Raw genomic sequence first — 20,079 nt, forward strand, 5'->3', positions numbered from 1 at the left:
CAAAACGTTACAGCATCCCTTCATCAGCGAAGCTATAATAGCCCAAGTCCGTGTAAATCAAATGGTCTAGAATAGGTAGATCCAGGAACTGGCCGGCTTCTTTGAGCTTACGGGTGAGGGCAATGTCGGCGGCGCTGGGGTTGCGGTTGCCGCTGGGGTGGTTGTGTACCAGAATGATACTGCTGGCTAGCTGCTCCAGAGCGTGCTTGAAGATGAGCTTGGGGTCGGCTACGGTGCCGGCCACGCCGCCGGTGCTCACGGGTTGCTTGCGCATCACTACGTTGGCGCGGTTGAGCAAGACCACCCAGAATTCCTCGTGCGGCAAGTCCTGCAAGTTGGGCCGGATGGTGTTGTAGATATCTGTGGAACAGGTGATGACCGTGCGCTGACTGGCAGCCACTTCTTTACGGCGCCTACCCAATTCCAGCGCCGCCACAATGGTAATGGCCTTGGCCTCGCCGATACCCTTGTGGCGCATCAGCTCTTTCACCGAGAGTTTGGCTAGCGCGTTCAAATCATTTTCCACGGCCTGTAAGATCAGCTTGGCCACGTCTACAGCCGAGAGCTTAGCCGTGCCTGAGCCTAGCAGAATAGCCATCAGCTCGGCGTCGGACAGGGCGGCGCGGCCTTTGGCCAGCAGCTTTTCGCGCGGGCGGTCTTCCTCAGCCCAGCTTTTGATGCTGAAAGAGGCAGGAGCCGAGTAGGCAGTGGCCGGCGACGTATCGTCGGGTAGGGCAGCAAATGAGGGCATTGCGCGTAGTCTTCCAGCAATTTATTTCTCTGAGATTAAAGCAAAATCTCTGCCCATTCGGTTACTATGCCTAGTATTACTCTTCCACCCCTTTTGCCTGTTTCCCGCCTTATCTTATGTCTCGCTTTATTTCCCTACCCTTTCTTCTTTTCTTACTGATACTGGAGTGGTACGGCCTGCAAGCCGTGCGCACCGCCCTGCAGCCCAGCACTCCTGGCGGCCGGCGCCTGATTATGGCAATCTATACTGTAGTAACCATTCTGGTGTGGGGGTTGGCTATCTGGGCCATCAGCACCCGCCGCGTGGCGCACCCGCACTACAAAGTGTATTTCATTGGTTTGTTGCTGGGCCTGATTGCCGCTAAGCTCCTCATTACCCTACCCTTGCTGCTAGAGGATATCACGCGTATTGGGCGCATTGTAGCACGGCAATTGAGTAGCAGCCCCGTGGCGGGCCAGCCCATTTCGCGTAGCGCCTTTTTGAGCCGGCTAGCGCTGGTGGTAGGCGCTATACCGCTGGTGGCGCTCATTTGGGGGGTAGTGCGCGGTGGCACCGACTACCAGGTGAAGCGCCGTGTCTTGCGCTTCCCCAATTTACCGGCGTCGTTTGATGGCTTCAAAATCCTGCAGATTTCGGATTTGCATACGGGGTCTTTCACCTCCAAAGAGCCCTTACAGCGTGCCGTGAAGCTCATCAACGCCCAGCAAGCCGACCTCATCTTCATGACTGGCGACTTGGTCAATAATGTGGCGACGGAAGTAGAAGAGCACATTGAAACACTGGCGGGTATCCGCTCGGAGCGGCCTATCTACTCCATCCTCGGCAACCACGATTACGGGGATTATGTGCAGTGGGAATCCCTGGAAGCCAAGCGCGCCAACCTGGAGCGCCTGATGCAGAACCACGCCAAGATTGGGTGGGAATTGCTGATGGATGAAAGCCGCACGGTGGAGCGCAACGGCGAGCAGATAGCCATCTTGGGCGTGCAGAACTGGGGAACCAAGTTTGTGCAGCACGGCAACCTGGCGAAAGCACACGCCGGCTCCGGCAATGCGCCCTTCAAAATTCTGCTCACCCACGACCCTACCCACTGGGACGCGCAAGTGCACAACTACCCCGATATCGACCTGACGCTCTCGGGCCACACGCACGGCGCACAATTCGGTGTAAATCTGCCACATATGAGATGGAGCCCCGTGCAGTATGTGTATAAGCAGTGGGCTGGCCTGTACCAACGTGGCAAGCAGCACCTGTACGTGAATGTAGGGCTGGGCTTTTTGGGCTACCCTGGCCGGGTAGGATTTTTACCCGAAATCACGGTGCTGGAGCTGCGCCGGGCATAAGCCTGAATGAGAGTCGGGGGAATGGGTAAAAATAACCTCCTGCCACTGGATGCGTATATGCCGCACATTCCATTTTTGCTCCTCCCCTTTTAAACTGACTCATCATGAAAAAGACTTTTTTGCTGCTCAGCTGCGCTGCCGCGCTGACTATGGCATCTTGCTCGGACAACAAAACCGAAACCGCTGCTACCACTGATACCATGAGCACGGCCGCGTCGACCACTACCACTGACGCGAATGACGCTACCTACCGCTCGCAAGCCGATGCCACTGCCCAACGCATGGCTACCGATCTGAACGTGACGGATACTGCTCTGGTATCGAAAGCCAGTGACGTGTACTACAACCGCGCCCGCAAGCTGGCCGATGTGCGTAGCCAATACACCAACGATACCACCGGCCTGGGTGCCGCCAAGCGCGCCGCCTACCTGGAGTCGAACGAAGAATTCCACGATTTCCTGACGCCTGAGCAATATACGGCCTACACTAGCAATCCCAGCCGTTATTACGAAGAGGTAGACATTGTGACCGTGACGCCTGCTCCGGCACCTCTTACCCCCGGCCAAAAGATTGAGCGCGCCGCTGCTAACGTAGCCCCTGGCACCACCGTGAAGGGAGCCGATGGCAGCAAAATCTCCGTTGACAAAGACGGCGACATTAAAATCAAAGACGCCCAAGGCAACAAAGCCAAGAAAGCCGGCGACGATGGTACTGTGAAGCTGAAACCCGAAAACGGCGACAAAGTAAAGATCAACTAGCCTCGTTTCTCTCGTATACAAAAGCCCGCCCGTGCAACGGAGCGGGCTTTTTTTGGCTCTATCCTTGGCGCCGGGCAATAGTGCCGAAAGTCTGCGTTAGCTTTGCTTTGTGAGTATGCATCGATTACTGGGTCTGAAAAATGCGTCTGTGGGACGGCTACTGGGGCTTCTGCTGCTGGTGTGGCTGAGCGCCGCCACGGCAGCCTATGCCCAAGTACGCGTGACGGGCACCGTATCAGACGCCGAAACGCGCAAGCCGGTGCCGCGCGTAACGGTGCTACTCCAGGGCAAAGGCCAGGGCGTGATTGCCTCCGACCAAGGGGACTTCAACCTGAACGCCACCGCCCGCGACACGCTGGTATTTCAGGCCCTGGGCTACCAAACTCAACGGCTAGTGGTTGGCAACAGCGGCTTGTCGCAGATTATTCTGCAAATTAAGCTGAAGCCTGCCAGCATAGAGCTGCAAAGCGTGGAGGTGCGCCAGGGCCGGCCTTCGGATGCGGTTATTAACCGGGCGATGCGCAACATGAAGCGCCCTACCCCCCCGACAACGCGGTGAAGCGCCCGGCTCCGCCCAAGCCCCTGTTCCCCATCGATAGCACAGCGCCGGCGTCGCCCACGGCCTCGGCTACCGTACAAAACCCCATAAGCTTGCTCTATGAGCAGTTCTCACGTGAGGGCAAGCAGCGGCAGAAGCTGGAAGAAATTCAGGCGCAGGAACGACTGCAAAAAGCCATCAAAGCCCGGCAGGAATACAACAAGTATTTCCGTGATAACCGGGGCTACGAGTAATCCCACCCGGCGTCAGCCCGTCTTTTTTTGGCCTTGCATAGTGTCCTGCTTACTGTGGTAGCCAGTTTATGCTCAAGACGGTAGAAAGACAAATATACGATTTTTACTATATATTCTAAAACTTCGCTCAGCGGCAACCGTACGAGTGCAGTATGAGAATAGGGTATCCTTGCGTCAACGAGTCACTTGACTGCTCCTCCGCTTCCACATTCCGACTGGCATCTTACTCCGATGAACGCGTAGAGCAAACCGTAGCCAGCAACCTGGCGTGCTTGCAGCGTATTCTGGCGTACAACGTAGAGCACGACTTGCTTTTCTTCCGGATTGGGTCAAACATTGTTCCGTTTGGTTCGCACGCCATCAACACCTACCCTTGGCAAACGCGGTTTGCGGCCGAGTTTCGGGCCATTGGCGACTATATCCGGCAGCACCACATGCGCGTGTCGCTGCACCCCGATCAGTTTGTAGTCCTGAACTCGCCCGATGCGGGTATTGTGGAGCGCAGTATTGCTGAGCTGGTGTACCAGGGCTCTATGCTGGACCTGATGGGCATGGACACCACTGCCAAACTGCAAATTCACGTAGGTGGCCTCTACAACAACCGGGAGCTGGCGCTCAACCGCTTCGAAGACACCTACCTTACCCTACCCGAGCAGGTACGCAGCCGGGTGGTTATCGAAAACGACGACCGGCTTTTCAGCCTGCGCGACTGCATGCGCCTGCACGAAGCCGTGGGTGTGCCTATCCTGTTCGATACGTTTCACCATGAGTGCCTGAACCATGGCGAGCCGATGGCAGAAGCTCTCCGCTTAGCTGCCTCTACCTGGCACCCTACCCGCGACGGCGTGATCATGCTGGATTATAGCTCACAGCAACCCGGTGAGCGCAAGGGCAAACACACCACCACACTGGTGGATGCCCTATTTCACGATTTGCTGCCGCACTTGCAGGGTCTTGATGCGGATATTATGCTCGAAATAAAAGATAAAGAGTCTAGTGCCCTGCGCGCGGCAACTATTCTACGCCAAGCGGGTCTTCTACGTACCGCTTCCTAACCCTACGCCCCTTCACCTTTCTTTAGCTATGGCAAACCTCCCCTCCGCTCACTCGAGCGACATACTTCTTACCCATACCATACAGGCGCTGCTGCAAGGCCCTACGGGCATGCCCGTCAGTACAGCGCTTACGCACATAGATCAGTGGTATCAGCTCCTACTTGACAGTGGCATTCCCGCTTTTCAGGATATTGCTCGCGAGCTAGGCAACCTACAATCTTTAATCAGCACAGATCTGAAGGCATTCGACGGTAAGTCCATCGGCAGTTCGCTCAGTATGCTGGGTGCGCAAACCATTCAAGCCGCCGACCAAGTAGAAGACGTGCTGAAAGCCGATCTGAGCAAGCTCGGCGACTTACTCATTAAGTTTGGCGGGGATTTGGAGAATCACGTTTCGACTCTGTAACCAGCCAAAACTCATTGATAAGCCCGTTTCCAGTAGTGGAAACGGGCTTTTGTCTGTTACGGACAGCGTATCAGATGCCTTCGACCACGTCTTTGTATATCCCAAGCACTACCTCTACCCAAAAACACTTCACTACCAGTTACATGCGAGATTATGTCATAATTATATTAGGTTTTGCAAAATCATAACAGATCATTATATTTCCAGAACCTTTCAACATTCTGGCCTTATGTACAGGGTGTTTTATCTGCTCCTTACACCTCCCACCTATGTACAATACTCCATTCGAAGAACTCGAACTGAACTGGTATGAGAAGCTGCTGATGTATGGCGCGCTGAGTTGGGCAAGCATAGCGGGCTATTGCCTTGTGCATATCCTTTCCTGATCTACCCAGCCTTTCAGCCAGCACAAGCAGTACATACAAAAGGCAGGAGGACGAAGCGGAGGCGCAGTATAGCTGCCTCCGCTTCGTCCTCCTGCCTTTTGCGTTGGCATGCCAGACTCTCGCCAGAAAGGTTTGCTGCTGGCAGGGGCCATCACGAATAACGATATCCGGTAGACTGCGAGCAAGGTAGCCCCGCCACACCTCTTAGCCGGAGACGGCCAGGAAAATAGACATTAAGTACCCTGCAGGAGCTAGTTGGCGCCACTGAAGCTGCCCTCTACGCCAGCAGCAATTAGGCAAGACTGGCTGGTGAAGCCAAACCGGCACCGTACGTTACGCTGAAATTTTCGACTACGTAAGCACGAATATGGGTGCCAAGTGCAGCAGGACCAGCGCAGCACGTGTGCATACCATTGCAGTATAGTAGCGCTAGGAATAGCGTCGCCAGACCTTGTACCAGTGCCGATTGGCCGGATAAGTGCGCGTGCGGGGCAAATTGTTAACGAGTAGGGCTACCAGCAACAAAATCAATACCCCCACAAATATGGGCACGAGTACGTACCAATAGCCCAAGGCTTTGAGTTGCGGCGAGCCAATGTTGGCAATCAGCGCTGTGGCTCCGCCAGGCGGGTGCAACGTTTTGGTAATCTGCATACCCACGATAGAGAGCGACACAGCCAGGGCCGACGCCAGCCATAGCTCGTGCGGCACTAGCTGATGGACGCTGACACCAATCAGGGCGCTGATGACGTGCCCCCCGAGCAGATTACGAGGCTGAGCCAGCGGGCTGTTGATCACGCCATATATCAACACGGAGGAGGCCCCAAACGAGCCTACCAGCAAAGGAGCATCCGTTAGCGCTAGCACGTACCGGCTGAGCAGCCCAACCAAAGCAATGCCCGCAAAAGAGCCTAGCAGTGTCCACAGATGCTCCTGGGCATCAAACAGGGTTTCTTGATAAGCAACCACACGAATGCGGCGAACGTGTCGCTGGAGTCGTTTACGCATGTAGGTAAGAAGGCAGCTATTGCTGCTCTGAGTAGTGGCCGGCAAAGATACTACTGTCCGACAGGCTAATAGAAACAGTATGCAATACGCAGCAGGAATATGCCGCCATTTGTGCGCCAGCAGGTTGGGCTTTTCATGTTAGGCGTGCGTAGGTTCCATATCAGCAAATTTGAGTTATGGAATGGGCGCCCGCACTGAAATCGGCCGGTGTTCAACCCAAGTTCCGCTCTGGATTTCCTTTTCGCCCTACCTTCGGGGCAAATTAGGTCGAACCAAGTGTATGAAAGTAGATGCGGGCGTACTCGGGGCAGCTTTGCTGGCAGTCGGAAGCATACTAGCCACTTTTCCGGCTGCGGCCCAGCAGTTACCAGCCGACTCGCTACGCGGCCGCACAGCAGACGGACAGGTAGCGGAAGCGGATACCAGTCGCTCGTTTCTCGACCGTGTACTTGATGTGTTTGAGTTTGACCTCAACGAGCCGGCGGTTAAGCAGCGCGGCGCCTACCCTACCCGGCTGGTGCTGGCCCCCATTCTCTCGTATGCCCCCGAAACCAGTTGGGGTGCGGGGGTAGGAGCCAAGTTTCTCTTCAAGCCTAAGGCGGCCGGAACCGATACCCGGACTTCCAATATTCCGGTCTCATTTCAGTATACTCTCAATAAGCAGTATATCCTGTACTCGGGCTACACCGTTTTTTTCAACCACGAAAATTACCTGCTGCGCGGCAACCTGCGACATTCCAGCTTTCCGCGGCTATTGTACGGTGTGGGCAACAACACGCCCAGCGCCAACGAGGAAATTTATGACTATCGCTACACAGTGATAGAGCCCCTGCTGCTGCGACGGGTGGTGGGGAGGCTATTTGTGGGTGGCGGCTTTCGCCACGTGCGGGTAAGCGATGTGCAATTGGCCCCGCAAAGTCAGCTGCTCGACGACACCGGTCAGCCGCGAGCAACTGGCGCGCTCGGCGCCGTTAGCTCAGGCCTGGAAACGGCCCTCACCTACGACACGCGCGACAACGTGCTCAATGCGCAGCGAGGCACACTAGCTCAAATCACTCATGGCTGGTATGGTCGGCAATTGGGAGGGCAGTTTCGTTACGAGTTGTCTAAACTCGACGTACGGCAATATTTTCAGCTTGCGGGCAGCCGTCAGCACGTACTAGCTTATCAGGTGTATGGCTATTTGACTTCTGGCAACGTGCCGCTACTGGAACAAGGGGCCTTAGGGGGGAGTGAATTGATGCGTGGATACTACGAAGGGCGTTATCTGGACCGTAACTACGCCGCCGTGCAGGTTGAATATCGCCTACCGCTTACTACCCGTTTAGGCCTAGTGGGTTTCGCCAGCGCCGGCAGGGTAGCCCCGCGCCTGCGCGACTTCAATCTTCGTGGCCTGCACCCGGCAGCGGGGGCAGGCTTGCGCTTCAAGCTGGTAAAGGCCGAAAACCTAAATCTGCGCTTCGACGCAGCCTTCGGCGACTCAGGCGGCACCTTTTACTTCAATGTAGCGGAGGCATTCTAAGCCTGTTCGCAGCTAGCCGCGCCTGTGTAGAGCGCCTAATCAGCAATATCGACTCAGCTACGCTACGTCTCGCAGCGATGAAGACTTAGCGCAAATGCAGATGATACTCGTACTACGCGTACTCCAAAAAACAAAAAGCCCGTTTCCATAATGGAAACGGGCTTTTCTGTGGAGTCGCAGGGATTCGAACCCTGGTCCAGACAAGGAAGGCGTCGGGCTTTCTACGTGTGTATCTATGCTTGGATTGTCGGGGTAGCCCGGGCGCACATCAGGCCTTTGGTCTACCCGTAGATGCAGTTGGGTTTCGCGACGTGGTCACACCTCCCACGTTGCTAGCTTTTACTTACGACGCCCCGAGCTCACCCGTGTAAAAGCAGACGGATGCGGGACGATGGCTAATGCTTAGTACCTAGACTAGGCAGCCATGGCGTAGGAATACTCGCCAGTTATTGTTCGGACGACTTTTTAACGGGAGATTCATCCAACTCCCGACACGCTTACTCGCGACTTGCACAAGCTGTCAATTCCATGTCGACCCCAGATTAGAAAGAACGGTATCCGCCGCAAGAGGCGGGGCGCAAATGTACGCGGATTAGTTAGAAAACGTTGTGACGGGGCAAATTTGTTCCCGTTTGTCATTCCGAGTGCAGCGAGGAATCTGAGTGAGACGTTACTATCTTCTGCCTCGGATTCCTCGCCGCGCTCGGAATGACAAACACCGCTTCCGACTTCCAAACCCCACCTTTTCGGGGTATCTTTGTAGGATAGCACTATGGAGAATTTCGTTGTTTCGGCCCGGAAATACCGTCCGGCCACGTTTCGGAGCGTGGTGGGGCAGCAGCACGTTACCACTACCTTACAAAATGCCATTGCTTCGCAGCATTTGGCGCAGGCCTTCCTGTTTTGCGGGCCGCGGGGGGTAGGCAAAACCACTTGCGCCCGCATCCTGGCCAAGACCATCAACTGCGAGTTTGTGGAGGAGCACGTCCGTAAGGGCCGCTCGGTGGCGGAGCTGGTGGCGGCTGGTCGGCAGGACATTATCCCCGACTCGGTGCTCAACTCCCCTACCCCCGATGCGCCCACCGAGCTGGAAGCCTGCGGCAAGTGCTCGTCGTGCCGGGCATTTCAGGAAAACGCTTCCTTCAACGTGCATGAGCTGGACGCGGCTTCCAACAACTCGGTGGAGGATATCCGCTCGCTGGTGGAGCAGGTGCGCTATGCGCCGCAGCAGGGCCGCTTCAAGGTGTACATCATCGACGAAGTGCACATGCTTTCGAATGCGGCCTTCAACGCGTTTCTGAAGACGCTGGAGGAGCCGCCGGGCTATGCCATCTTTATTCTGGCTACCACCGAGCGCCACAAGATTATCCCTACCATCCTGTCGCGTTGCCAGATCTTCGACTTCAACCGGATTCGGGTAGAGGACATTCGCGGGCATTTGCGTTACGTAGCCACTCAGGAGAAAATCCAGGCCGAAGACGACGCCCTGCATCTGCTGGCGCAAAAGGCCGATGGCGGTCTGCGCGATGCGCTGAGCATGTTTGACCAGATGGTGACCTTCGCCGGCCACGACCTAAGCTACAAGGACGTGGTGCAGAACCTGCACATTCTGGATTACGAGTACTATTTCCGGTTGGTAGACGCGCTCTTGAGTGAAAACCTATCGCAAACGCTGCTGCTGCTGGATGAGGTGATGCAAAACGGTTTCGACCTGCACAACTTTGTGGTGGGCGCGGCCGAGCACCTGCGCGGCCTGCTGGTATGCAAAGACCCCGTAACGGTGCAGTTGCTGGAAGTATCGGAAGGCATTCGGCAGAAGTATGTGCAGCAGGCCCAGGCCGCGCCGCTGGCGTTTCTGCTGTCGGCTCTAAACTTGGTGAGCCAATGCGACCGGGAGTTCAAGCAGGCCAAAAACCAGCGCCTGCACGTGGAGCTGACGCTGATGAAGCTGGCCTACCTCAACGGCGCCGTGCAGTTTGCCCGCGACTTGAGTGGCCCCGCCGCTAACGGTGAGGCGAAAAAAAAAAGTAGTGCCGCAGCCCCGCCTACCCCAGTAGCAACTGAAGGTTCCTTAGTCGCAACTGGCACCGCCGAAGCGCCCGCAGCATATGTTCAGGCCGTTGCGCCAACGACGCGCCCCCTACCCCCGCCTACCACAACTGCGGCCCATGCAGCGCCGCCTACCCCGGCAATCGTGTCTGGCCCTGCTGACCCGCAACCCATTGTGCCAGTGGAAAGCGGCGTGGAGGAGCTGCACGACACGCCTAGCATTGAGGACGAAACGGCTGATGTTCCCAACCCTACCCGTCAGTTTCGCGATACGCAGCCGCACGTGGAGGTAGGGCGCCCCAGCTTTGAGGGGCACGAACCCGCACCCGGCCTACCCCTCCCCCCGGTTACGCGCCCTAGCGGCCCAATTCAGTCGAAGGTACCCAGTTTGCCTAGCCTGTCGGCCTTGAAAGCAAAGGTAGCCCAACAGGCTAGCACTACGAAAGCAGCCCCTACCCTCGACGTAGAACCTACCGCCGTGGATGGCCTACCGCCAGTGGATGCCGAGGTGCTACACCGCGTGTGGAATGAGCTGAAGGAAGAGCGCAAGGCCCAGGAACGGATGAGCGAGTACATGGTGCTTAACCGCCCTGTGCAGGCCAATGAGCGGCACGTGATTGAGTTGATTGTGGATAATCCCGTGCAGGTGGACCAATTCAACGAGTTCCGGGCGGAGCTGCTCACGGAGCTACGGCGGCGCACGGGCTACCCCCGCCTCACGGTGCAGGTAGGCGTGGCCCCGCAAGCCCAGACGGCCCGCAAGCTCTACACCTCCTCCGATAAGTTTGAGTATCTGGCCGAGAAGTTTCCAATGCTGCACGAGATGAAGCAGCGCTTGGGTTTGGACACGGACTTTTGATCATGGATTCTGGTGGATTGGTCGGATTTTGTAGACGACACTATCTACTGTCATCCTGAGCGGAGCGAAGGACCTTCTCACGACAGAACGACAAGCGTATCAACGACTCGTTCACGCGTGGTAAGGTCCTTCGCTCTGCTCAGGATGACAGGTAGGGAAACACCATCCACAAAATCCGACCAATCCGGAAAATCAGCTCGAATCTGTGATCAGAAGCTCCTGGCTCTATACATAAAATTTCGCACTTCGCGGGCGCGGCAGGGTATTTCGGGGACGGTTGGGCTTTTTATTCCAAAACAGGCCCCCTATCTTTGATTTCTTAAGTCCTCCGCACCGTCTTCCTGTGAAAAAACCCCTTCTACTAGTACTTCCGGCCCTTGCTACCCTGGGTTTCACCCAATGCCAATCCAGCAAGCCGGCCACCACTGCCACCGCCACCGAAGCCCCCGCTACCACCGCGAAGCAGAAAGAGTACAAGTACGAAACGGTAGAAGGCGACCCGCTGAAAGCCCGTATTTACACCCTGGATAACGGCCTGACGGTCTACCTCTCCGACTACGACGACGCCCCGCGCATCCAGACCTATTTGGCCGTGCGTGCTGGCTCCAAAAATGACCCGCACAACGCTACCGGCCTGGCCCACTACCTGGAGCACATGGTGTTCAAGGGCACCTCTAAGCTGGGCACGCAAAACTGGCAGGCCGAAAAACCGGAGCTGGATAAGATTGAGGCCCTCTACGAGCAGTACCGTGCCACCCGCGACGCCGGCCAGCGCAAAAAACTCTACCACCAGATCGACTCCGTATCGAGCGTAGCGGCTAAGCTGGCCGTGGCTAATGAGTACGATAAAGTGATGGGCGCTATTGGCTCGAAGGGCTCCAACGCCTACACTTCGGTGGAGCAAACGGTGTATCAGGAAGACATTCCGAGCAACCAGATTGAGAAGTGGGCCGCCATCCAGAGCGAGCGACTAAAGGAGATGGTGCCGCGCCTGTTTCACACAGAGCTAGAGGCGGTATACGAGGAGAAAAACCGCACCCTCGACAACGATTTTTCCAAGGAGTACCAGGCGCTGAACGCCGGCCTTTACCAGAAGCACGAGTACGGTACCCAGACGACCATCGGCACGATTGAGCACTTGCAAAATCCGTCGATTACGGAGATTAAGAAGTATTTCGGGCAATACTACGTACCTAACAACGTAGCGCTGGCCTTGAGCGGCGACTTGGATTACGACCAGACCATCCGTCTAATCGATCAGTATTTTGGGCAGTTGGAGCGCAAGCCGGTGCCAGCGTTTGAGCCTGCGAAGGAAGCACCCATCACTACCCCACTGGTGAAGGAAGTGGTAGGGCCGTCGGCTGAAAACGTGATGCTGGGTTTCCGCTTTCCCGGTATTACGACCAACGACGCGCTGGTGCTGCGCATGATCGATAAGATCCTGACCAACGGCCAGGCCGGCCTCATCGACCTCGACCTGAATCAGCAGCAGAAAGTGTTGCAGGCCTCGTCGTTCACGGATTTGAACGATGACTATTCCTCGCACATCATGTATGCTACCCCGCGTCAGGGCCAGACGCTGGACCAGGTGAAGGCGCTGCTGCTAGGCGAGCTGATCAAGGTGAAGAAGGGCGACTTCCCCGAGTGGCTAATTCCGGCCATCATCAACAACGAGGAGCTGCAACGCACCAAGAGCTACGAGGACAACGAGGCTCGCGCTGGCGCTTTCGTGGCGGCATTCGTTGCTCGCCAAGATTGGAAAGACTACCTCAAGCAGTTCGACGATTTCGCCAAGATCAAGAAGGAAGACGTAGTGCGCGTGGCCAACCAATATTACCAGAACAACTACGTGGTAGTATACAAGCGCACTGGCCAGGACAAAACCACCGAGAAGGTAATAAAGCCATCCATTACGCCGGTACCCGTCAATCGCGACGCCGCTTCTGACTTCTATAAGCAAGTAACGGCCATGCAGTCGCCGGCACTGGAGCCGGTGTTTGTGGACTACAAGAAGGATATTCAGGAGGTGAAGCTCAACTCGGGCGTGCTGGTGTTCTACACCCGCAACGCCGAGAACAACCTCTTCAACCTGTACTACGTGCTCGACATGGGTACCAACGCCGACCCGCGCCTGGGCTTGGCTACCGACTACCTACAATACCTCGGCACCGATAAGTACACAGCCGCCCAGTTGCAGCAGGAGTTCTACAAGCTGGGCTGCTCGTTCTCGGTGAGCAGCGGGCAAGACCGCACATTTGTAAGCCTCTCCGGCCTCGACAGCAACATGGAGCCGGCTTTACAGCTGTTTGAGAGTCTGTTGCGCGCCCCCAAGGCCGATGCAGAAGCCCTGAAAAACATGGTAGCCGGCACGTTGAAAGCCCGTCAGGACGCCAAGCTGAACAAGAATGTGATTCTGCAACAGGCCATGGTGAACTACGCCAAGTATGGCCCCAAGAATCCGTTTACCACTCAGCTAAGCGAAAAGGAACTGAAGGCGCTGAAGCCACAGGATCTGATTAGCCGCATTCAGCAGTTGACCGGTTACCAGCACCGGGTATTGTACTACGGTCCACAGCCTACCGACAAGGTGGTAGCCGTATTGAACGCCGATCATAAAACGCCCGCTACCCTCAAGCCCGTACCAGCCGACAAGGACTTTGCGGAGCAGCCCATGAACCAGCGCCAAGTGTACTGGGTGGACTACAACATGGTGCAGGCCGAAATCCTGTTCCTGACCAAGGGCGACGCTTACGACAAAGCGCTGGTGCCCACGGTGAGCCTGTATAACGAGTATTTCGGTGGGTCGATGGGGAGCATTGTGTTTCAGGAGCTGCGCGAGAGCAAGGCGCTGGCATACTCGGCCTCGTCGCGCTATGCAAGTGCCGATAAGCTGGGCCGCTCCAACTACATCACCTCCTACATCGGCACGCAGAGCGACAAGCTGCCTGAGGCGATGGCCGGTATGGAAGTACTGCTGAACGACATGCCCGCAGCCGAAGCCAACTTGGTAATTGCCAAGAACGCCATTCGCAACAGCATTGCCACGGAGCGCATCACGAAGTCGAATATCCTGATGAGCTACGAGCGCGCCAAGCGCCTCGGTCTCGACTACGATGTGCGCCGCGACGTGTATGAGAAAACCTACAATATGAGCTTTGACGACTTGAAGAAGTTTCAGGAGGCCAAGGTGAAAGGCCAGAACCAAACCATTCTCGTTATCGGCTCCAAAGACCGTTTGAATTTCAAGGAGCTTGCTAAATACGGCAAGGTTCAACAACTTACCCTCAAAGAGATTTTTGGGTATTAATTCTGTCATCCCGAGCGGAGCGAAGGACCTTACCACGATAGAACGTGTATCGTGCAACAACGACGCTACCGTGCTAAGGTCCTTCGCTTCGCTCAGGATGACAGCCATTTACCAATCGTAACACTTTACAGACCGTCACCTAACAACTGACACTTTTCACAATGGCAGAACAAAAAATTACCATCCAGAACGGCAAACTGAATGTGCCGGACCAGCCCATCATCCCATTCATTGAAGGTGACGGTACGGGTCCCGATATCTGGGCGGCATCCGTAAAAGTATTCGACGCAGCAGTAGAAAAAGCCTATGGTGGCTCCAAGAAACTGGTGTGGAAAGAGGTTCTGGCCGGTGAGAAAGCATTCAAGCAAGTAAACAACTGGTTGCCCACCGAAACGCTGGACGCTTTCCGCGAGTACCTGGTAGGCATCAAAGGCCCCCTGACTACCCCCGTAGGCGGTGGCATTCGCTCGCTGAACGTGGCTTTGCGCCAGGAGCTGGACCTGTACGCTTGCGTGCGCCCAGTACGTTGGTTTGAAGGCGTGCCTTCTCCCGTGAAGCAGCCCAACCTGACCGACATGGTGATTTTCCGCGAAAACACGGAAGACATCTACGCCGGCATCGAGTACATGAACGGCACGCCCCAGGCTCAGAAAATGCTGGAATTCCTGCAAGACGAGATGGGCGTAAAGAAAATCCGCTTCCCTGAGTCGTCTTCGTTCGGCATCAAGCCGGTTTCGAAAGAGGGCACGGAGCGTTTGGTGCGCGCTGCCATCGAGTACGCCATCACGCACAAGAAGCCTTCGGTAACCATCGTGCACAAGGGCAACATCATGAAGTTCACTGAGGGTGCCTTCAAAACCTGGGGCTACGAGCTGGCTGAGCGCGAGTTTGGCGACAAAGTATACACCTGGGCTCAGTACGACAAAGTGATGGCCAAACAAGGTCAGGACGTTGCCGACGCACAGCAAAAGGCAGCTCTGGAAAGCGGCAAAATTCTCATTAAGGATAGCATTGCCGATGCGTTCTTGCAGCAGATCCTACTCCGCCCCGCTGAGTACTCAGTAGTAGCTACCCTGAACCTGAACGGCGACTACATCTCCGACGCACTGGCCGCCATCGTAGGTGGTATCGGCATTGCGCCGGGTGCCAACATCAACTACGTAACTGGTCACGCCATCTTCGAGGCTACCCACGGCACCGCGCCTAAGTATGCCAACCTCGACAAGGTGAACCCCGGTTCGGTTATCCTCTCGGGTGCCATGATGCTGGAGTACATGGGCTGGCAGGAAGCTGCCGACCTGATCTACAGCGGTCTGGAAGCTGCCATTGCCTCCAAGCGCGTAACCTACGACTTCGAGCGCCTCATGGACGGTGCTACACTGCTGAAGTGCAGCGAGTTCGGTGATGAAATTATCAACCGGATGTAGTAGCTTGGCAGTAGCCACTTAACAAGACCCCCGCGTTGGCTGAAAGGCTGGCGCGGGGGTTCTTATTTTATCAAGCAATAATAATGGAATCAAAAAGGTTACTTTTTCTTCTACTTAAAGGGTTTTCTGGATTTTATGGAACGCTGTCTTTCATACTCGGTATCTTTTCGATACTCGGAATAATCCCTGCAGAACTTAATGGTATTTCACACTATGGAGTTAAGGGGTTTGCTATCTATATATTATTCGCCCCGCTCGTTATATTCATAATGGCCATAACTAATTGGATCTTCTTAGCGCCTGGGTTGAGGATATACGACTACTTCTCTAAGCTATTAAAGTGACTATAGTAGTATCCTTTTCTAAAGCACTACCTGTCCTATGTCGGTTGAACATTATGATTGAAGAGTTGCGCCAACGTTTAGCAGACACAATGCAGCATAGCTGCTTAAACATAGGCCTCATTCGGTATAGCCAAACCATTGCGTCTACATCTTTTTTACCCCTCCACCCCCGCTCTCACTTGGCTATGATGAGTGAGCCCTGGGCTTGTGAAGCTATACCCCCAATCTGGCCGAGCCACTCGCATGAGGTTGCGCCAACATCATATCAGGCAGGCGCGCTCAATAGAGCTGCTTGGGCGTAGTCGTCACTCGGCATAGCCGAGCGACTGCGACGTGCACTCAGCATGACAGCCCCCTACCCCTCCACCCGCCTACCCTGCTCCAGCCGCAACACCTGCGTCACGCTTTGCGGGATTTCGTGGGGGTAGTGGCTCACGTAGATAAGCGTGACGTTGCTGACCTGGCAGATGCGGTCGAGCACGTGGCGAAAGTGCTGTTGCTGCTGGGCGTCGAGGCCCTGGCAGGGCTCGTCGAAGAGGTAGAGGGGCGGGTTGCGCACCAGGGCGCGGGCCAGCAGGCACAGGCGCTGCACGCTGGTGGCCACTTGGCGGAAGGGCGTGGCGGCGTGTTGCTCCAGGCCCAACAGACGCAGCCAGCGGCGGGCAATGGCAGCCTTATCGGGTTGGCTGGGACGGAGCAGGCCGAGCGTTTCGTAGAAGCCCGATTCGATGATGTGCAGGCAGCTTTGCCGGGCCGGAAAGTACTGGAACAGCTCCGGCGACACAAACCCAATCTGGCGCTTGATGTCCCAGATACTCTCGCCGCTGCCGCGGCGCCGGTCGAAGAGGGTAATGCGCTGGCGGTAGGCCTGGGGGTTGTCGCCGTTGAGTAGGCTGAGCAGGGTACTTTTGCCGGCGCCGTTGGGGCCGGTCAAGGCCCACCGCTCGCCGGGCTTCACTTCCCAATTGATGTGGTCGAGCACGGTTTTGTCGCCGTAGCGGATGGTCACGTCGTCGAGGCGCAAGATGGTTTGGAACTGTGAGGGCGGCGTGAGGGCCAGCAGGGCGCGTAGTTCGGCTTCATCTAGGGTAGGCAAACCAAGGGCGGAGAACTGATCGGGATGAAAATCGGCCTTTTCCACAGTTGCCGCTACCCTACCCGCTTGCAGTACCGCCACGTGCGTGATGCCCGCAGGCACTTCGTGCGGGCTCGTTGCCATTACTACTGTGATGCCCGAAGCCATGATAGCCGTCAGCAGCTCATCGAAGGCGGCGCGGGTTTGCACGTCGAGGCCGGTGAGGGGCATATCAAGTAGCAGCAGCGCGGGGTTGCGGAGCAGAGCAGCGGCCAGCAGCAGGCGGCGGGTTTCGCCGTTGGAGAGCTTGATGAGACGCTGTGTCTGCAAGTGCGTCAGGTGCAGCAGCACTACTACCCGCTCGTAGGTCCAGTGGGGGGCGGCCGCGGCCAGCGGCACGGCTCGCAGGTAGTCTTCTACGGTGGGCACGCTGTCGGTATCGGTGGCGTTGAAGCGCTGCTGGTAGTAGATTTCAGTGATGTTGGCCAGCGTGCGGAAGTTAGGCCGGGCAGGCACGAAGCTGACCAAGCGACGCCAGGTGAAGAGCGGGTCGTGAGTAGCGGTGGCGCGTGCCCGGGCCAGGGCTTCGAGCTGCGGGTAGGTGGCACGGCCGCCGGTGATGGTGAAGTGGCCGGCCAGGGCAGTGAGCAGGGCACTCTTGCCGGCCCCACTTTCGCCCACCAGTGCCCAGTGCTGACCGGGCTCTATCCGGAAGCTCAGCTCTTTGAAAAGTAGTTGGTTGAGGTAACGAACGGTGACATTTTCGAGGGCAAGCAAGGGTTCAGACATCAGCAAATACGGCAGCTACCAGATTGTTTTGAGTTGCCAGCTTACGTAGGCCCGCCAAGATTTCCTAATGCAATATCAGCGGCGCTACAATGGCCACCACCCTGTCGCAATTACCTTGCGTACATGAACGCCTACCCTACCCTGACCACGGAGCGCCTGCTGCTACGCCAGCCGCAGGCCCACGATATTGCGAGCATTGTGCAGCTGGCCAACGAGCCCGCCGTGGCCAACATGACGCTGAACATTCCACATCCGTACGCAGAAACAGATGCCATCTATTGGCTGAATGCCGCCAACCAGGGCTTTGCCAGCGGGTTGCACTGGATATTTGCCATGGAGCTACGCCAAGCCGGGCAATTCATCGGAGGCATCGGCCTCACCATCGAGCCGCGCTTCCACCGGGCCGAGGTGGGCTATTGGGTAGGAAAGCCCTTTTGGAACCACGGCTTCGCCACAGAAGCGCTGCGGGCTGTGCTGGCTTTTGGCTTCGAAACGCTGGAGCTACATAAAATATTCGCCACGCATCTGGTTGGTAATCTGGCGTCGGGCAGAGTGATGCAGCACGTTGGCATGCAGTGGGAAGCCGAGCTGCACCAGCACGTGCGCAAAAAAGGGCAATATTTCGATCTGATGCAATACCAACTCACACGCCCGGCTTATCTGGCATCACCCGCCGGTCCGACGCCGTAGGCGTCCGACCAGTATCGTAGAACGAGCCGCCTGCCACGAGCCTCTGCAACAGCAGCACGAAGCCTGTTCAGCCTCAGCAACGATACCGGTCGGACGCCTACGGCGTCGGACCGGCGGGCGACCCATGTACAAAACTATCAGAACTCGAAGCCTGCCGTGAGCTGCACGCCTTCGTACTTGAATTCCTCCACGCTGGAGCGCTGGCCTAATCCTATGTGGTTGAAGCCGCGCAGGTAGCGGGCCGTGAGGCTCAAGTGGTCTGTGAACTGCACGGCCACGCCGGCCGTACTCAGGATACTGCGTTCCTCCGTGTCGTGGGTGGTGTTGGTGGTGGTGCCAGCCGCGGTTTGCTCCGCCCGAATTAGCAGGTCGAATTGGGGGCCGGCTAGCACCCACAGGCGCGACAGCACCTGGTAGCGCACCGTGAGGGGTAGGGAAAGATAGGCGAAATTGTACTGGCTATCGGTGTTCTTATTGGCGCCGCGTATTTGGGCCAACAGGTAGTCTTGCTCCAACGCCCACTTGCGGCCCAGTGGCACGCGCATGGTCAGGCCCGCTACGGCACCCACCCGGTAGCTGGCTGCTACCGGCGCGGCAGGCCGGGGGTAGCCCCGGTTGAAATTCATATTCATCAGATTCGCCCCTGCTTTCACTCCAAACAGCACCGGCCGCCTTTCCTCATCAGCAGGCGGGGCCAGCGCTTGCTTGCCAGGGCGATGAGAAGCTAGACCAGTGGCCGGCCGGGCCATCAGTAGGGTAGGCAGACCACACAACCCGGCAAGGAGTAGCACGTGTTTCATGCAAAAAAGCAGCCTGAAAGCTGCCTCAACCGAAGCGCCAGCTGTGTGGTCTAAAGATAGATGCTCAACGCTGTTTTTTGCGAATACCGTGATTACGTATTCGTGAAATTATTCAAAATCGTCAGACCATCAGGCGGCTCGCAGCTCAGGTATGACGGCCTGACGATTTTTCGCTTTTCAGTCAGACGACTTTACCGCCTAGCTCGGCTCGTCGCCAAATTTCTCGTTGCGGCCGCTGGTGTCGGGCTGGCCGGTGAGGGCGCCTTTGGCCATCTGAAACAGGCTATTGACTTTGCCGCCGGGCTTGTCCCAGTACTCGGCCTGATGAAAATTAACCTTGAGCAGAGTGATATTCGGGTCGTCTTTGCCTTTAGGGAACCAAGCTTTCAGGCCATCGTTCCAAAGAGCATCGATTTTGGCTTTGTCCTTTTTCACCTCGGCGGTGCCGGCTAGGCTCACGTAGGTTTCGGCGGGTTCGTCGGAGTAGCTGATGCCCACGCGGTTGTTGGCCTGGATTTCTTCTACTTTGCGCGAGTCTTCGTAGGTGAAAAACCACAGCGTGCCGTCGTCGTCGAGGCCGTGCGTGTACATGGGGCGGCTATGAAAGTCGCCGTCGGCCTCCTGCGTGGTGAGGATGGCGTAGCGAATATCCTTGATTTTATCCTTGAGTGTGTCCAGCTCCTGAGGTCGGATGGCAGTTGACATAACAGAACAGTGG

General features: G+C 56.5%; 16 protein-coding genes and 1 other RNA gene. 11 read left to right on the forward strand and 6 right to left on the reverse strand.

What is annotated here, in order from left to right:
• Nucleotides 1-7 precede the first annotated feature (7 nt).
• The gene (radC, locus tag MUN82_RS14250) at nt 8-751 is read right to left on the reverse strand and encodes a RadC family protein (RefSeq protein WP_245091455.1); all 744 of its coding nucleotides are present in this window, start codon (nt 749-751) and stop codon (nt 8-10) included.
• Nucleotides 752-867: 116 nt separating this feature from the next.
• Between radC and MUN82_RS14255 the strand changes: the two genes are divergently transcribed.
• From MUN82_RS14255 to MUN82_RS14280, 6 genes are all read left to right on the forward strand, one after another.
• The gene (locus tag MUN82_RS14255; RefSeq protein WP_245091457.1) at nt 868-2,094 is read left to right on the forward strand and encodes a metallophosphoesterase; all 1,227 of its coding nucleotides are present in this window, start codon (nt 868-870) and stop codon (nt 2,092-2,094) included.
• Between the two features lie 104 nt (nt 2,095-2,198).
• Nucleotides 2,199-2,852, forward strand: a complete 654-nt coding sequence (locus MUN82_RS14260) for a hypothetical protein (protein WP_245091459.1) — start codon at nt 2,199-2,201, stop codon at nt 2,850-2,852.
• Between the two features lie 115 nt (nt 2,853-2,967).
• Nucleotides 2,968-3,411 carry a carboxypeptidase-like regulatory domain-containing protein gene (locus tag MUN82_RS14265; RefSeq protein ID WP_245091461.1) on the forward strand — a complete coding sequence of 148 codons (444 nt, stop codon included), beginning with the start codon at nt 2,968-2,970 and terminating at the stop codon, nt 3,409-3,411.
• A complete protein-coding gene (locus MUN82_RS14270; RefSeq protein ID WP_245091463.1) occupies nt 3,408-3,644 on the forward strand; it encodes a hypothetical protein in 237 nt (78 codons plus the stop codon). Before MUN82_RS14265 ends, MUN82_RS14270 begins: the two co-directional genes overlap by 4 nt.
• Before the next feature lie 152 nt (nt 3,645-3,796).
• The gene (gene uvsE, locus MUN82_RS14275) at nt 3,797-4,699 is read left to right on the forward strand and encodes a UV DNA damage repair endonuclease UvsE (RefSeq protein ID WP_245091465.1); all 903 of its coding nucleotides are present in this window, start codon (nt 3,797-3,799) and stop codon (nt 4,697-4,699) included.
• 28 nt (nt 4,700-4,727) lie between these two features.
• Nucleotides 4,728-5,105, forward strand: coding sequence for a hypothetical protein (locus tag MUN82_RS14280; RefSeq protein ID WP_245091467.1), 378 nt, complete (start codon nt 4,728-4,730; stop codon nt 5,103-5,105).
• An 815-nt stretch (nt 5,106-5,920) separates the two neighbouring features.
• Here MUN82_RS14280 and MUN82_RS14285 read toward each other — a convergent pair.
• A complete protein-coding gene (locus MUN82_RS14285; protein ID WP_245091469.1) occupies nt 5,921-6,499 on the reverse strand; it encodes an HPP family protein in 579 nt (192 codons plus the stop codon).
• Between the two features lie 280 nt (nt 6,500-6,779).
• Here MUN82_RS14285 and MUN82_RS14290 point away from each other — a divergent pair, with 280 nt between their 5' ends.
• Nucleotides 6,780-8,021: a BamA/TamA family outer membrane protein gene (locus MUN82_RS14290; RefSeq protein WP_245091471.1), complete on the forward strand. Its 1,242-nt coding sequence runs from the start codon at nt 6,780-6,782 to the stop codon at nt 8,019-8,021.
• Between the two features lie 166 nt (nt 8,022-8,187).
• On the opposite strand, the gene ssrA is transcribed toward MUN82_RS14290, so the two are convergent.
• Nucleotides 8,188-8,560: a transfer-messenger RNA gene (gene ssrA / locus MUN82_RS14295) on the reverse strand.
• A gap of 233 nt (nt 8,561-8,793) precedes the next feature.
• On the opposite strand from ssrA, the gene dnaX reads away from it, so the two are divergent.
• From dnaX to icd, 3 genes are all read left to right on the forward strand, one after another.
• Nucleotides 8,794-10,929 (forward strand): DNA polymerase III subunit gamma/tau, encoded by a 2,136-nt coding sequence (gene dnaX / locus MUN82_RS14300; RefSeq protein WP_245091473.1) that lies wholly within the window; start codon nt 8,794-8,796, stop codon nt 10,927-10,929.
• A gap of 343 nt (nt 10,930-11,272) precedes the next feature.
• Entirely contained in the window at nt 11,273-14,236 is a 2,964-nt protein-coding gene (locus MUN82_RS14305) for a M16 family metallopeptidase (RefSeq protein ID WP_245091475.1), read from the forward strand.
• Nucleotides 14,237-14,397: 161 nt separating this feature from the next.
• On the forward strand, nt 14,398-15,663 hold the full coding sequence (icd, locus tag MUN82_RS14310) for an NADP-dependent isocitrate dehydrogenase (protein ID WP_245091477.1): 1,266 nt from the start codon (nt 14,398-14,400) through the stop codon (nt 15,661-15,663).
• A gap of 699 nt (nt 15,664-16,362) precedes the next feature.
• On the opposite strand, the gene MUN82_RS14315 is transcribed toward icd, so the two are convergent.
• Complete coding sequence (locus MUN82_RS14315) at nt 16,363-17,871, reverse strand: ATP-binding cassette domain-containing protein (RefSeq protein ID WP_245091479.1); 1,509 nt, start codon at nt 17,869-17,871, stop codon at nt 16,363-16,365.
• A gap of 123 nt (nt 17,872-17,994) precedes the next feature.
• On the opposite strand from MUN82_RS14315, the gene MUN82_RS14320 reads away from it, so the two are divergent.
• Complete coding sequence (locus tag MUN82_RS14320; protein WP_245091481.1) at nt 17,995-18,561, forward strand: GNAT family N-acetyltransferase; 567 nt, start codon at nt 17,995-17,997, stop codon at nt 18,559-18,561.
• 137 nt (nt 18,562-18,698) lie between these two features.
• Here MUN82_RS14320 and MUN82_RS14325 read toward each other — a convergent pair whose 3' ends face one another.
• Both MUN82_RS14325 and MUN82_RS14330 read right to left on the reverse strand, forming a co-directional pair.
• A complete protein-coding gene (locus MUN82_RS14325) occupies nt 18,699-19,361 on the reverse strand; it encodes a porin family protein (protein WP_245091483.1) in 663 nt (220 codons plus the stop codon).
• A 198-nt stretch (nt 19,362-19,559) separates the two neighbouring features.
• Nucleotides 19,560-20,066 (reverse strand): pyridoxamine 5'-phosphate oxidase family protein, encoded by a 507-nt coding sequence (locus MUN82_RS14330; RefSeq protein ID WP_245091485.1) that lies wholly within the window; start codon nt 20,064-20,066, stop codon nt 19,560-19,562.
• Between the last annotated feature and the right edge of the window lie 13 nt (nt 20,067-20,079).

The sequence above is a fragment of the Hymenobacter aerilatus genome, assembly GCF_022921095.1.
Classification (GTDB): Bacteria; Bacteroidota; Bacteroidia; order Cytophagales; family Hymenobacteraceae; genus Hymenobacter; species Hymenobacter aerilatus.